This window comes from Ruegeria sp. R14_0 (genome assembly GCF_017743975.1).
Classification (GTDB): domain Bacteria; phylum Pseudomonadota; class Alphaproteobacteria; order Rhodobacterales; family Rhodobacteraceae; genus Ruegeria.
This window is the reverse complement of the sequence record NZ_JAGHRC010000001.1, coordinates 228,989-242,471: the sequence shown is the minus strand read 5'-3', so window position 1 is coordinate 242,471 and position 13,483 is coordinate 228,989. Positions and strand designations below refer to the sequence as shown.

Below are 13,483 nucleotides of genomic sequence, written 5' to 3'. Positions count from 1 at the left end.
CACAGTATGTGAACAGTTTCACCTATTTCAAAATTTTAATTCGTTTTCTCGAACAAAGCCCCTGAAACAGAAAAAGCCCTGCACCAAGTGGTACAGGGCCCGAATTCTTACTGAAAAAGGGATTAGGCCGAAGCTTGCGCCTTGGCGATTTCCTTTTTCACTTTCAGTGCGTTGGCGGACAGTTCTTCGTCCTTGGCTTTGGCCAGGAACGCGTCCAGACCACCGCGGTGATCCACCGAACGCAGCGCAGCCGCCGAGATGCGCAGCTTGACGCCACGACCCAGGGTTTCGGACTGCAGGGTTACGTCGTTCAGATTCGGCAGAAAACGACGACGAGTTTTGTTGTTGGCATGGCTGACATTGTTGCCAGTCATCGGGCCTTTTCCGGTCAGTTCGCAACGGCGCGACATGGTTTCTTCCTTTGTTTCTGGAGGCCGGGCAGATGCCCTCGGCCAAATCACAAGGGGCGCAACCCGAAGTCGCGCCCGAAAACTGGTTGGATGCGTGTAGTGGGAATCGCCAGAAGGGTCAAGACACACCAAGCGAATTCTTTACCCTCCACCATATTCGTATCAGCGGGCGCGCAATCCGCCCTGCAACGGCGGTTTATTGTTTTTCAAATGCCGCGCAACCAGTTGCGACTGCTGCCGTCCCTTTGGGATCAAACAGGCAGGCTCGGGAGAGTGATTTACCTCGGCCAGCTCGGGGAAAAGGTCAAAAATCTCGCGCCGCGCCTCGGGGTCCAGTGCCCTGAGGGCTTCGGGACCTGTGAACAGGCTTTCGCTGGGGGCATTTTCCGCAAAAACGATCTCATGCTGATCAAACAGCAGGTGGAAATATTCGACGCTGTCGACCGAGTCGTCGACGAACACCCCCGGCAACGCAGTCAGCTTGATCGCGGGGATCAAAACCTCGGATGTGCCGAACATCCGCTCGGCGATCTTCGACTGCACCAACATTCGGTGCTGCCGCGATACCAGCAGATCGCGGTCGGGCAGCCCCCCGCCCAGCGCTCCGGCCAGAATGCGCACGGGTCGGCGTCTTGGATCATCGGCAAGTGCGGAACTGCCAAAACGACGGCGTCCGATCCAACGGATAGGTTGCAGGCCATTGTCTTGGGTCACGACCCTGTCGCCTGTTCGAAGGTCCTGAACAGGAATGGGTCCGTCTTGCGTCCGGATCAGGGTATCGCGGGTAAAGCACAAAAAGCCTGTACCGTTCTCAAAACCGCTATAAAAGACGACGATTCCCGAGGGCAGCTCGAAGCTTCCGCTGGACAGGAAGTAAGACTGCCCCGCGACAACGGTGAACGTCCCGAAATTGGCATCGGTCACCACGGTACCCACCGGAAGGTTGAGCGAATCCTGCCCGCCTCCGCCCCGGACATCGCCGGAGACCTCGGTTCTGATGAAGTTCAGGGTGTCATTGCCCTGCCCCAGACGGATGTTTCCGATCAAAGCGTCATAGACGGTGACCGTGTCGGCGTTTCGACCGGCATTCAGTTGCCCGCCGATCTCGGCGTTAAAGACTGTAATGGTGTCATTGCCGGCGTTGGCCCGCACATTGCCGGAAATCGTACTGCTGACAATCGAGATCTCGTCGTCGCCACCCCGCGCCCGAATGTTATCAATCGGCGTCCCCTGCGGGGCACCGTTCAGCGTACCCTGATCGCCCGCAACGTCGATATTGTCAGCACCACTTGTGCCATTGATATCGGGCATTCTCGGCTGTCCCCGATGCGATTATTTGGCGGTACGTCCCGGATTGGACCCTCCGCACTTTACCTTGGTACAAGCCGCAACCGAAAGGTGCGATTTAGGGCAGAATACACGGCTTGCGGGAACTTGCCACCTTGCCGTGCTGTTATGCCTATTGCGTTGCCAGGATGGTCAACATTTTGTCCGCGGCCGCGCTGGGGCTCAGGCCTCCTGCCCCGACTGCGGTTCCAAGGCGATCCATTTCGGCCCGCGCGCTTGGCGTGTCCAGTCGGGAAAGCAGGGCGTGGCGCACCTCTTGATCGAACCAGAACCGCGCCTGGGCTGCGCGATTTGACGCCCAGTGGCCGGCCTCACGCCGCCAATCGGACAAGGCCTGCATTTCGTCCCAGGCCTGTTCCAGCCCGTGTTCTTCGACTGCCGAAACGGTCATGGCCTTGGGAAATCCTTCGGGATCCTGTGGACGCTTGCGCAACAGCCGCAGCGCGCCTGCGTAATCGGCGCAGGTTCGGGTCGCCGTGGCCTTTAGATCGCCGTCTGCTTTGTTCACAAGGATCATATCGGCCATCTCCATGATGCCGCGTTTGACACCTTGCAGCTCGTCCCCGCCCGCCGGGGCCAGCAACAGCAGGAACAGATCAGACATTTCAGAGACCACCGTCTCGGACTGCCCAACGCCAACGGTTTCGATCAGCACCACGTCAAACCCTGCAGCTTCGCACAAGGCAATCGCCTCGCGCGTTCGGCGGGCAACGCCACCCAAATGCGATTGGCTGGGGGACGGGCGGATAAAGGCGTTCCTCTCGCGGCTCAGCCGCTCCATACGGGTCTTGTCGCCCAAGATGGAACCGCCAGACCGGGCCGAGCTGGGATCGACGGCCAGTACCGCCACGCGCAGTCCCTGCGCGATGAGCATCATGCCGAAGCTTTCGATAAAGGTGGATTTGCCAACCCCCGGCGTCCCCGACAACCCGATGCGCAGCGATTGCCGCCCGGACTTGGACAGGTACGCCAGCAATTCCGAAGCCTGCGCACGATGATCGGCGCGACCGCTTTCGACCAAAGTGATTGCCCGGGCCAGCGCGCGCCGGTCTCCGTTCAAAATCTTGTCACCTAGGCTGTCTATTTCCATTCCGACCCCGATCTCTTGCGGCATGACTACTTGCCGCCCCGCGGGGTGGTTTGTCCAGACCGGAGCATCAAGGAAACGTACCCAATGCCTGCATTTCGCATCTGTGTGTTGCTGCTGATCCTCTGCCTGCCCACAACGGGCATTGCCGAACAAAGCCGGTTTGCCCTGCGCGCACTGGGTGTGAAGGTGGGCGAGATGGCGCTGACCTCGGATCTTAGCGCGTCGGGCTATGCAGTTCGGGGACGGTTGTCGACAACCGGGCTGGCCGGAGCAATCCGGCGTGTGAGTTTCGTGCTTGAGGCCCAAGGCAGGCGTGATGGAAACCGGTTCCTCCCGCGGCTATACGTCGAGGATATGGATACCGGACGCCGTGAATCCCGTGTTCGGCTGGACTATAGAAACGGTGTCGCACAGGCCAGCGGTCCCAAGATCAGCGATCGCGGCGAGTATGCGGTGACAGATGCGCAACAGCGCGGTGCGGTGGACCCTTTGACCGGTATCTTCATGGTGTTGCGGGATCAGGACACCGACTCGCTGTGCACGCTGCGGCAAAAGCTGTTTGATGGTGAGCGGCTGACCGAAATTGCGTTGACCCGACGAATTGAAGAAAACGGCCAGATCCGCTGTTTGGGCGCGTTCACCCGGCTGGCGGGCTATCCGCCCGGCGACCTGCGTACCGGCAGCCGTTTTCCGGTGTCGGTCACTTATGTGCCTTTCGGCGATGTGATGCGGGCAACGCGCGTCGAAGCGCAGACGATTTATGGCGCGGCGGTTGTCGTTCGGAAATAGCGGAACTGGACCTCGCCCCGCAGTTGGCGGATAAAGCGCCAATGACACCACGCCTGCCCATTGATGACGCCATCCCTGACCTGCTTGCGGCACTGAAGGCCGATGGCCGGGCGGTTCTGCAGGCTCCACCGGGCGCAGGTAAAACCACACGGGTCCCTCTGGCGATCCTCGAGGCCAAACTGTCTGAGGGCAAGATCATTATGCTCGAACCGCGCAGGCTGGCCGCACGCGCCGCGGCAGAGCGGATGGCGGAAACACTGGGTCAGCGCCCGGGCGAAACTGTTGGCTACCGGGTGCGCGGAGAGGCCAAGGTTTCCAAAGCAACCCGCATCGAAGTGGTAACCGAAGGCATTCTGACGCGAATGCTGCAATCGGAACCCGACTTGCCCGGTGTCGGCGCGGTCATTTTCGACGAATTCCACGAACGGTCGCTGAACGCGGATCTCGGGCTTGCACTGTGCCTTGAGGTCACCGGAGCGCTGCGGGACGATCTGATCCTGCTTGCCATGTCCGCGACGCTGGATGCGGAACCCGTCGGTCAGTTGATGAACGCGCCGCTCGTCACATCCGAGGGACGCAGTTATCCAGTTGAAACCCGCTGGCTGGATCGCCCACTAGGGGCGCAAGCAAGGCGGTTGGATGCGCTTGTTGATCTGGTCGTTCAGGCTCAGCGTGAAACAGAAGGCGGCATGCTGGTTTTCCTGCCCGGTGAGGGCGAAATCCGCCGGGCCGAAGCCGCCTTGTCCAGCCGATTGCCCGGCTACTGCGTGGTAAGACCGCTGTTTGGCGCGATGCCATTCACAGCCCAGCGCGCCGCGATTGCCCCGGCTGACACCGGGCGAAAGGTGGTGCTGGCAACCTCGATCGCTGAAACCTCGCTGACCATCCCGGATATCCGCGTTGTTGTTGATATGGGTCAGGCTCGAAGAGCGCGGTTTGATCCGGGCTCGGGGATGTCGCGGCTGGTCACCGAACGGGTAACGCGCGCCGAGGCAACCCAGCGCGCGGGCCGGGCCGGGCGCGTGGCCGAGGGTGTGTGTTATCGCCTGTGGTCCAAGGGTGAAGAAGGCGCACTATCTGCATACCCGCCAGCCGAGATCGAAGCGGCCGACCTGACCGGTCTGGCGCTGGAACTGGCGCTTTGGGGGGCAGAACCGGGCGATCTGGCGTTTCTGACACCGCCGCCCGAAGGCACAATGGCCGAAGCCCGGGCACTGCTGACCATGCTGGGCGCGCTGGATACCAAAGGGCGGATCACCGAACACGGTCGGGCGCTGTCCGCCCTGCCCTTGCACCCGCGCTTGGGACATATGTTGGTTACAGCGGGTGCGGATGCCGCCCCGCTGGCCGCGTTGATGGCCGAGCGGGATCCACTTAAAGGTGCGCCTTCGGACCTGCTGTTGCGACTTGAGGCCGTACGCGACCCGCGCGCGTTTCAGCGCAACCGGGTCTGGCAGGTCAACACAGGCGCCATTGAACGGATCAAGGCGGAAACCAAACGACTGAAAACGCAGAGCGGCCGGTCAGAGCTTGGCGCTGCTGCGATGGCCGCTCTGGCCTATCCCGACCGCATCGGGCAGCGCCGCAAGGGCGACGTGCCACGTTATATCTTGTCAGGCGGCAAGGGGGTGGTGCTGGCAAGCGACGATACTCTGGCCGCGGCCCCTTATCTGGTGGTCACCGACACGGATGGAAACCCGCGTGAGGCCAAGGTGCGCATGGCGGCACAAATCTCGGAGCGTGAAATTCGAGAGCTATTCGCGGAGCAAATCGAATGGGTCGACACCTGCGCCTGGTCGAAACGGGAACGCAGGGTCATTGCCCGGCGTCAGGAACGGTTTGGCGCTATTACATTGGACGACCGCATCTGGAAGGATGCACCGGATGAAGCCGTCGCACACGCCATGCTGGACGGCGTTCGCGATCTGGGCCTGCGTCTGGATGGGGCCGCCGCGCGCTTGGCCGCGCGGGTCGAGCTGGTGCGCGCCGACGGGGTCGACCTGCCGGATTTCTCGCTGGATGGGCTATTGGACACGCTGGACGATTGGCTGCTGCCCATGATGTCGGGGCAGCGCAATGCCGACGATTGGAAGCGGTTCGACCTTCTGCCCGCCCTGCGCGCCCGGCTGGATTGGACGCAGACGCAGGAACTCGACCGTCGCGCGCCGGGATCGTTTGAGACGCCATTGGGCCGCAAGGTGCCGATCGACTATGGCGGGACGGTGCCTGAGATCTCGGTCCGCCTGCAAGAGTTGTTCGGCGTCACAAAACACCCGGTCATCGGAGGCGAGGCACTGAAGATCACGCTCTTGTCCCCGGCGCAACGCCCGATCCAGATTACCCGCGATTTGCCCGGCTTCTGGGCTGGATCTTATGCGGATGTGCGCAAGGACATGCGGGCGCAATACCCCAAACACCCCTGGCCCGAAGACCCGACCCAGGCCGACCCAACGCTGCGCGCCAAACGACGGAACTGACGCGTTTCCCATTGGAAAATAACGACCAAATGCCGAAACATTGATGCATCCGAAATAAACTGTTAAGACGCGTCACTTTAATATTGGAAACGCGAAATACTGCTCAACTGATGACGTCATGGCTGCGAAATATGTGGGAAGAGGTCGCCCGGCCTTTTATCCTGCGCCCACACAGGGTGCAGTTTGCAGCGCTGTGTATCCGTGACGGTCAGAATGGCGAAGAGGTTTTGCTGATCACCAGCCGTGATACCGGCCGCTGGGTCATTCCGAAAGGCTGGCCCATGGACGGTAAGGACGGGGCCGAGGCCGCTCTGCAGGAGGCCTGGGAGGAAGCCGGCGTGCGCCCGAAGCAGCTGCACCGCGACTCCATCGGGCACTACAGCTATGACAAACGCTTGAATGACGGGTCGACCGTACCGGTCCGCGCGACGGTTTACCGCGTGGATGTTGCGGAGCTCGCGGATGACTTCCCCGAGGTTGATCAGCGCAATCGCAAGTGGTTTCCCCCGAAAAAAGCCGCTGAACTGGTCGATGAGCCGGAACTGAGCGCCCTGCTGCAACAATTGTAACGGATTTACGACAAAGTTCCGTGAGGCTGGTTGCAACACTTTGGGCCAGTCGTTAAGTGCGCCTGTCAAATCAAGGCACCTTCAAAACCTATGTCAAACGCAAACCAAAAAGCCCGCTGGCAGGCGCTGGACAGCGACCTGCACCGTATCTCGCGCATTGAACACGCGAACGTCCACGTCGCGCGTCCGATGCTGGCGCCTGGTATTGCGTTTGCCTTCATCGCGCTGGCCGGACTGACGGCAGCCGTCTTTTTCGGCCAGGCACAAGGCGGGCTGATTGTAGTCGCAGCGGCTGGTTTCGGGGCCTATATGGCCATCAATATCGGCGCAAACGATGTGGCCAACAACATGGGCCCCGCAGTTGGCGCAAATGCACTGACCATGGGCGGTGCGATCGCCATCGCTGCCGTTGCCGAAAGCGCCGGGGCGCTGCTGGCGGGGGGAGATGTGGTTTCGACGATCTCGAAAGGTATCATCGATCCATCCTCGGTTCAGAACAGCAACGTCTTCATCTGGGCGATGATGTCAGCGCTGATCTCATCCGCGATGTGGGTCAATCTGGCAACTTGGGTGGGCGCACCTGTCTCGACTACGCACTCGGTCGTGGGCGGCGTAATGGGCGCCGGGATCGCCGCGGCAGGTCTGAGCGCGGTCAGTTGGGGCACAATGAGCGCAATCGCGGCCAGTTGGGTGATCTCACCCGTTCTGGGCGGGGTGATTGCCGCAGGGTTTCTGGCGCTGATCAAGGCAAAGATCCAGAACCAGGACGACAAGATCGCAGCTGCGCGTCGTTGGGTGCCGATACTGGTCGCCGTTATGGCCGGGGCGTTCGCAACATATCTGGCCGTCAAAGGCCTCAAGCGACTTGTAAAAGTCGATCTGGAGATGGCTTTGCTGATCGGTCTGGCTTCGGGTGCGTTGGTCTGGGCGATTACAGTTCCGTGGGTGCGCCGAAAATCCGAAGGGCTTGAGAACCGCACCAAATCGCTGAAAACACTGTTTGGTTTGCCGCTGGTTATCTCGGCCGGGTTCTTGAGTTTTGCCCATGGTGCCAATGACGTGGCCAACGCGGTTGGACCGCTGGCCGCAATCGTGCACGCGGCCGAGTTCGGAGATTTCGCCACCAAGGTATCCATCCCAACATGGGTAATGGTGATCGGGGCCTTTGGAATCTCGTTCGGCCTGTTCCTGTTTGGACCCAAGCTGATCCGTATGGTCGGCAGTCAAATCACCAAGCTGAACCCGATGCGCGCCTTTTGCGTGGCACTGTCGGCAGCAATTACGGTTATCGTGGCCAGCTGGTTGGGGCTGCCCGTCAGTTCGACCCATATCGCAGTGGGCGCTGTATTCGGCGTTGGGTTCTACCGCGAATGGCATCAGAACCGACGCCGTAAGCATTCCAACCTTCAACGTCCGATCGAACAGCGCCTGGCCGATGAGGAATACCGCCGCCGCAAGCTGGTGCGCCGGTCGCATTTCATGACCATTGTCGCAGCTTGGGTCATCACCGTCCCAGCGGCCGCGACCATGTCGGCGGTCATCTTCTGGATGCTGACAGCGTTTACCTGATTACGGTCGGATTTGGTCCGGCATCAGGCTCTGGTCTGGCGTCCCTTCGATCAGCGCCCGCACCTTCTCGCAAATCGGTGTAGGGCAGCCATTCTGGGTCCCTAGTCGGATGATCTCACCTTGGAGGCTGTCGATTTCCGTCACGCGACCGGCCATCAAATCATAGGCCATCGACGTCCGTGCGCTGGGATCAATGGTCAGCATACGCGCAGCGATCCGGCTGAACAGCGAAGTCGGAAGGCGCAGGATATGTGGCGTCATCCAAGCGGGCAGCGGAGTAGTCGAGGCCACCGGGTAGCCCGCAGCACGCAGCACGGTCAGGGCCTCAGCCATCTGATCTGCCATGAGGCCACGCCACTTACGGTCCATTAGCTGTTCTTTCAACGTCAATCCCGACAAGGCATTCAGCGCGTTGTTCAGGTTGATCACCAACTTGCCCCATTGGACCGCTTCGATCTGATCGCTTTCAATCACGGGCAACTCGGCAGAGCTGAGCGTCTGCCCCAGACCACCTGGACCAGACTGAATCACAATCTCGCCCGAGGTTGCGCGGTGAAAACAAGCATGTTCAGGGGGCACAACATTGAACGGCACCATCCCGGCGCGTACGTCATGGTCGGGCAAGGCCGCGCGCAATACTCGGGCGTTCTCCATGCCGTTCTGCCAGGACAGAACGGGGGCCGAAGCAGGGGCAAACCGCGCGATTTCACCGGCCACCTCCGCCGTGGCCGCGGCCTTGACGGTGACGATCACAAGCTCTGCCTCGGACAAGCACTCCGGGCTTTCGGACAGCGTCAGGCTTTCAGCATTCACATGCCGCCGCAGGCCCGAGAAATCGGTGACGGTCAAGCCTTTTTCACGGATGGGATCCAGAATACGAGCGCGACCCAACAAGGTGATGTCGTGGCCCGCATCTGCCAACAAGGCCCCGCAATAGCATCCGATACTGCCCGCACCTGCGATAACGATCTTCATTGCAATCCTCCCCTAACGGCGAGGATTGCCGGTATCGCGGTTTCGAACAAGGCCCCCTGACGCAGGGTCAGCGTGCCAGTCTTGGACTTGTGCGCTCCAGTTCTTCCGAGATCGGAATGAACTCCTGATCATCGCCCGGCGGCAGATGGAACGCCCCGTTGGCCCAATCCGCTGTTTTCCATTCGCGGGTGGCGTTTTCGATCTTTTCTTTCGAAGAAGACACGAAGTTCCACCAGATGTACCGATCCTCGTTCAACGTAGCTCCGCCCAACAGCATCAGCCGCGCGCCCAATGGTCCGGCCTTCACCGACAGATGATCGCCCGGACGGAACACCATCATGCGGCCTTCATCAAACGTATCGCCTGCAATCTCGACCGAGCCTTGGGTGACGTAGACTCCACGGTCTTCGTGATTGTCCGGCAATGGGAAGGACGCGCCCGGCTCAAGCTGGACATCCAGATAGAAAGTCTCGGACAGCATCGTAACCGGGCTCGTCTCACCATATGCCGAGCCAAGGATCAGTCGGGCGCTGACGCCCGTGTCCTGAATATGAGGCAACGCGCCTTGCTTGTGGTGTTCAAAATCGGGGGCCATGTCCTCATGCGCTTCGGGCAATGCAATCCAGGTTTGGATACCGAACAGGCTGTGCCGTTTGCCGCGCGTAACCTCGCTGGTGCGTTCCGAGTGGGTTACGCCGCGCCCGGCAACCATCCAATTGACCTCACCCGGATAGATCATTTGATGAGTGCCCAGACTGTCCCGGTGCTCGAATTCGCCTTGGTACAGGTAGGTAACGGTGCCCAGGCCGATATGTGGATGCGGGCGGACATCGATGCCGCCGTCAGTGATGAACTCGGCTGGTCCCATCTGATCGAAAAAGATAAAAGGCCCGACCAGTTGGCGTTTGACCGAGGGCAGCGCGCGCCGCACTTCGAACCCGCCCAGATCACGAGCGCGTGGGATAATCAGTGTTTCCAGCGACGAGTTTTCGGACTTGCATTCGGGGTTGTGGGTCGGGTTCCAACTCATGCATTCTCTCCCATGACAGGCGCGTTTCGTTCATACATGCAGGATATAGCCCGCAATTTGCGCTTTCAATTTGCACAGGCGCACAGACTTGGTGCGGGCGGGGCGCAGGCGAAACACAATCAGGCGCGCGGCCAAAGTCTGGGGAAGAAATCCCCGTCCAGCCGATCCCCTTCGCTGTAACCGGCGGCCTCGAACTGTGCCCGTTCATCTTTGGCCCAATCCCCACGATACCGGATAACCCCATCCGGAGCGGTCATACGGAGCGTAAAGCGGCGGACAGTTTCGGTCGGGGTGACCGAGGATAACCCCCCGTGCAGGGTTCGCATGTCGAAAAAGATGCAGTCGCCCAGGTTCATATCCCACTGCAGCAATTCGTACGCACCCGGATCGGCATTGACGTCAGGCGGCGGGTGATAGGTCTGCCCGGCAACTTCGGTGGGCTCATAGCTGGGATGCCCATCTGCAAACCGCACCCGCATGAACAGCTTGTCCCAAAGATGCGAACCTTTGACAAAGGCGATGCCGTTGTCCTTGGTGACCGGTTCCAGAGGCAGCCACAACACGCACATGGTGCCTTCGAAGTCGAAATACGACAGGTCCTGATGGAACGGCGGTCGAGAGGTTGATCCGGCCTCGCGCAGGAACCAATTGTCCATGACCAAATTGATCGATGGCGCGCCCAGCAATTGGGCCGCCAGCGAAGCGCAGGGGGAGTTATGAACGAAATCCCGAAACTGCGGAATCTTGTTCCAAGCCCAGAAATCTTCGAAATACGCCGGAGCGCTTGGATCTTGGGTATGGCGGGTGAAATTGTCGGTCGGCGTAGCCAGATCGGCATCGATACCTTCGCGCAACAGGGTCAACCAATCCTCCGAAAACTTTGACCGCAACACAACGGCACCGTCACGTTTGAATGCCTGGATGTCGTCGTCTGAAACAGCGTCTTCGATGGTCATGGCGCAGGCCTTCCTGACATGAATTGACGGGGTTGAGGATTGCATCGGGGCTGGGCCCTCGTCAAAGGAATTCACAATTTGGTCGACTGGCCGCACGCCCCCTCGGAATGCCGGCCAATCGTGCTATCCTTGTTTTGAATTCATGCGCGACCCTGTCGCAGCATCGTCTAACGCGTGAAATTGAGAGGTTTGCATGACCGGTGTTACGTTCTCTCGTCGTTCTCTGATTGTGACAGGCGCATCTGCCCTGGCAACTGGTGCAACAGGCCTGATGGTACCTGCGCGCGCCAAAGGTGTGGCGCCAACCCCATCGATGCGCGGGGGCTCCAACAACTATCGCCCCGGTGCGCCGATCGTGGACCGGATCGGTGGCGGTGGATTCTGGATGACAGGCACAGTCCGTCGGGCCGGGGACGGAGCCCCCCTGCCCGGTCAGCGCATCCAGATATGGGCGCATACCACCGAAGGTCACGAGCGCGACCCGCAAAGTCATGGCGCGACCCTGACGGATGCCAATGGAGAGTTCCGGCTGGAAATGCCGCAGATCGTGCCTGCATTTGGGCAGCCGCACGGCCATCTGGCCTATGACAGCGGCGCGTTCGAAACGGTGTTCCTGCGCCCGATCATGGCCAGTTCCAAGGACAAGACGCTGGCCGCGCATTTCGTGCTGCAACCTGCCTGACCCGGGTGCGTCGAAATCTGGCAATCTGGACCGGTGTGATCCTTGCCGTGGCTGTTCCAATCATCGCAGCGGCGGCCAGCCCTCTGCTCGCCTGGCGCGAACCGGTTTACATCGCGGCGGGGTTTGCCGGGGTGGTCTCGATGTGTCTGCTATTGATGCAGCCCCTGCTTGCCGGGCGTCTGTTGCCGAACCTGTCCCCTGTGACAAGCCGCAACTGGCACCGTTGGTGCGGTCTGGCATTGGTGGCGACGATACTGATCCATGTTGGCGGTTTGTGGATCACCAGCCCGCCCGACGTCTTGGACGCACTTTTGTTTGTGTCCCCGACGCCATTTTCAGCGTGGGGTGTGATTGCCATGTGGGCTGCCTTTGCTGTGGCGCTTCTTGGCTTGTTGCGCCAGAGGTTGGGCCTGCGGTTCCGCGTCTGGAGGTTAGGTCATACCGGCCTTGCGACCGTGACCATCATCGGCAGCGTGGTGCACGCCCTGCTGATCGAAGGCACGATGGAGATCATGACCAAATGGGCGCTCTGTGCGCTGGTCCTTTTGGCGAGCGCTCGGGCGCTCGCCAAACTGCGTGTTTGGGATGTACGGCGGCGGGCTTAGACGCCGAGGCACCAACGCATTACTGCCTTTTGCGCGTGTAGACGGTTTTCCGCCTCATCAAAGATAACCGAGTTGGGGCCGTCCATCACTTCGGATGTGGCTTCTTCTTCGCGGTGCGCTGGAAGGCAATGCATGAACAGCGCATCCGGTTTGGCGTGCGACATCAACTCGGCATTGACCTGATAAGGGCGCAAAAGGTTGTGGCGACGCTCTTTGGCGGACTGGGAATCATGCATCGAGACCCATGTGTCCGCGACCACCAGATCGGCCCCCTCGACCGCTTTGAACGCGTCACGTTCAACCACGATCTTGGACCCTTTCTGGCGCGCAAAGCCCATGAACTCTTCCTCGGGGTCGAACTGAGCCGGACCGGCAAACGTCAGGTCAAACCCGAACTGGCCCGCAGCGTGCAGGAACGAAGCGCAGACATTGTTGCCGTCACCGGTCCAGACCACCTTTTTGCCCGCGATGGGCCCGCGGTGTTCCTCGAACGTCAGCACATCTGCCATGATCTGGCAGGGATGGGTACGATCGGTCAGACCATTGATGACCGGCACGTCGGAATACTCCGACATCTCGGTCAGGATCGTCTCGTCAAAGGTCCGGATCATGATCATGTCGACATAGCGCGACAGGACGCGGGCGGTGTCGGCGATGGTTTCGCCGTGACCCAGTTGCATGTCCTTGCCGGACAGCACCATGGTCTGACCACCCATCTGCCGCACGCCCACATCAAAGGATACGCGGGTCCGGGTCGAAGGCTTCTCAAAAATCAGAGCAACCATCCGGTCCTTGAGCGGCTGTTCATCGTCCAGCGCTGCCTTGGGGCGACCAAGACGCGCCTGCTTCATGGCTCCGGCCTGGTCAATCATGGCCCGCAGATCGGCCGCGTCGGTTTTGTGGATATCTAGGAAATGGTTCATATCGTTTCTTTTTTGCTGATGGCGGGTGGGGGCCAGCCCCCACACCCCCGGAGTATTTGGG

Annotated in this window: 13 protein-coding genes; 6 read left to right on the top strand and 7 right to left on the bottom strand. The window is 60.4% G+C overall.

What is annotated here, in order from left to right; genetic code table 11:
- Positions 1 to 122 precede the first annotated feature (122 nt).
- From rpmB to meaB, 3 genes are all read right to left on the bottom strand, one after another.
- A complete protein-coding gene (gene rpmB, locus J7416_RS01145; protein WP_170426633.1) occupies positions 123 to 410 on the bottom strand; it encodes a 50S ribosomal protein L28 in 288 nt (95 codons plus the stop codon).
- Positions 411 to 572: 162 nt separating this feature from the next.
- Positions 573 to 1,721 carry a Hint domain-containing protein gene (locus tag J7416_RS01140; protein ID WP_209222281.1) on the bottom strand — a complete coding sequence of 383 codons (1,149 nt, stop codon included), beginning with the start codon at positions 1,719 to 1,721 and terminating at the stop codon, positions 573 to 575.
- A 148-nt stretch (positions 1,722 to 1,869) separates the two neighbouring features.
- Positions 1,870 to 2,847 carry a methylmalonyl Co-A mutase-associated GTPase MeaB gene (meaB, locus tag J7416_RS01135; protein ID WP_209223798.1) on the bottom strand — a complete coding sequence of 326 codons (978 nt, stop codon included), beginning with the start codon at positions 2,845 to 2,847 and terminating at the stop codon, positions 1,870 to 1,872.
- Positions 2,848 to 2,931: 84 nt separating this feature from the next.
- On the opposite strand from meaB, the gene J7416_RS01130 reads away from it, so the two are divergent.
- From J7416_RS01130 to J7416_RS01115, 4 genes are all read left to right on the top strand, one after another.
- Entirely contained in the window at positions 2,932 to 3,636 is a 705-nt protein-coding gene (locus J7416_RS01130) for a DUF3108 domain-containing protein (protein WP_209222279.1), read from the top strand.
- Positions 3,637 to 3,677: 41 nt separating this feature from the next.
- Positions 3,678 to 6,113: an ATP-dependent helicase HrpB gene (hrpB, locus tag J7416_RS01125; protein ID WP_209222277.1), complete on the top strand. Its 2,436-nt coding sequence runs from the start codon at positions 3,678 to 3,680 to the stop codon at positions 6,111 to 6,113.
- A 110-nt stretch (positions 6,114 to 6,223) separates the two neighbouring features.
- Positions 6,224 to 6,682, top strand: coding sequence for an NUDIX hydrolase (locus J7416_RS01120; RefSeq protein ID WP_209222275.1), 459 nt, complete (start codon positions 6,224 to 6,226; stop codon positions 6,680 to 6,682).
- A gap of 90 nt (positions 6,683 to 6,772) precedes the next feature.
- Positions 6,773 to 8,251: an inorganic phosphate transporter gene (locus J7416_RS01115; protein WP_209222273.1), complete on the top strand. Its 1,479-nt coding sequence runs from the start codon at positions 6,773 to 6,775 to the stop codon at positions 8,249 to 8,251.
- On the opposite strand, the gene J7416_RS01110 is transcribed toward J7416_RS01115, so the two are convergent.
- From J7416_RS01110 to J7416_RS01100, 3 genes are all read right to left on the bottom strand, one after another.
- On the bottom strand, positions 8,252 to 9,226 hold the full coding sequence (locus J7416_RS01110) for a 2-dehydropantoate 2-reductase (RefSeq protein ID WP_209222271.1): 975 nt from the start codon (positions 9,224 to 9,226) through the stop codon (positions 8,252 to 8,254). It lies immediately after the preceding gene.
- Positions 9,227 to 9,293: 67 nt separating this feature from the next.
- Positions 9,294 to 10,256, bottom strand: coding sequence for a pirin family protein (locus tag J7416_RS01105; RefSeq protein ID WP_209222269.1), 963 nt, complete (start codon positions 10,254 to 10,256; stop codon positions 9,294 to 9,296).
- Between the two features lie 119 nt (positions 10,257 to 10,375).
- Positions 10,376 to 11,212 (bottom strand): phytanoyl-CoA dioxygenase family protein, encoded by an 837-nt coding sequence (locus tag J7416_RS01100; RefSeq protein WP_247744072.1) that lies wholly within the window; start codon positions 11,210 to 11,212, stop codon positions 10,376 to 10,378.
- Between the two features lie 193 nt (positions 11,213 to 11,405).
- On the opposite strand from J7416_RS01100, the gene J7416_RS01095 reads away from it, so the two are divergent.
- Together J7416_RS01095 and J7416_RS01090 are read left to right on the top strand one after the other, a co-directional pair.
- Positions 11,406 to 11,894 (top strand): twin-arginine translocation pathway signal, encoded by a 489-nt coding sequence (locus J7416_RS01095; protein WP_209222266.1) that lies wholly within the window; start codon positions 11,406 to 11,408, stop codon positions 11,892 to 11,894.
- Between the two features lie 5 nt (positions 11,895 to 11,899).
- Positions 11,900 to 12,499 carry a ferric reductase-like transmembrane domain-containing protein gene (locus tag J7416_RS01090; RefSeq protein WP_209222265.1) on the top strand — a complete coding sequence of 200 codons (600 nt, stop codon included), beginning with the start codon at positions 11,900 to 11,902 and terminating at the stop codon, positions 12,497 to 12,499.
- On the opposite strand, the gene argF is transcribed toward J7416_RS01090, so the two are convergent.
- A complete protein-coding gene (gene argF / locus J7416_RS01085) occupies positions 12,496 to 13,422 on the bottom strand; it encodes an ornithine carbamoyltransferase (RefSeq protein ID WP_209222264.1) in 927 nt (308 codons plus the stop codon). The two genes, J7416_RS01090 and argF, sit on opposite strands and share 4 nt — an antisense overlap.
- Positions 13,423 to 13,483: the final 61 nt, after the last annotated feature.

Bases quoted from the DNA above. Each gene is read 5' to 3' on its own strand.
- J7416_RS01100 (WP_247744072.1), bottom strand. From the start codon at position 11,212: ATGACCATCGAAGACGCTGTTTCAGACGACGACATCCAGGCATTCAAA.
- J7416_RS01105 (WP_209222269.1), bottom strand. From the start codon at position 10,256: ATGAGTTGGAACCCGACCCACAACCCCGAATGCAAGTCCGAAAACTCG.
- hrpB (WP_209222277.1), top strand. From the start codon at position 3,678: ATGACACCACGCCTGCCCATTGATGACGCCATCCCTGACCTGCTTGCG.
- meaB (WP_209223798.1), bottom strand. From the start codon at position 2,847: ATGGAAATAGACAGCCTAGGTGACAAGATTTTGAACGGAGACCGGCGC.
- J7416_RS01130 (WP_209222279.1), top strand. From the start codon at position 2,932: ATGCCTGCATTTCGCATCTGTGTGTTGCTGCTGATCCTCTGCCTGCCC.
- J7416_RS01140 (WP_209222281.1), bottom strand. From the start codon at position 1,721: ATGCCCGATATCAATGGCACAAGTGGTGCTGACAATATCGACGTTGCG.
- J7416_RS01095 (WP_209222266.1), top strand. From the start codon at position 11,406: ATGACCGGTGTTACGTTCTCTCGTCGTTCTCTGATTGTGACAGGCGCA.
- argF (WP_209222264.1), bottom strand. From the start codon at position 13,422: ATGAACCATTTCCTAGATATCCACAAAACCGACGCGGCCGATCTGCGG.
- J7416_RS01115 (WP_209222273.1), top strand. From the start codon at position 6,773: ATGTCAAACGCAAACCAAAAAGCCCGCTGGCAGGCGCTGGACAGCGAC.
- J7416_RS01110 (WP_209222271.1), bottom strand. From the start codon at position 9,226: ATGAAGATCGTTATCGCAGGTGCGGGCAGTATCGGATGCTATTGCGGG.
- J7416_RS01120 (WP_209222275.1), top strand. From the start codon at position 6,224: ATGACGTCATGGCTGCGAAATATGTGGGAAGAGGTCGCCCGGCCTTTT.
- rpmB (WP_170426633.1), bottom strand. From the start codon at position 410: ATGTCGCGCCGTTGCGAACTGACCGGAAAAGGCCCGATGACTGGCAAC.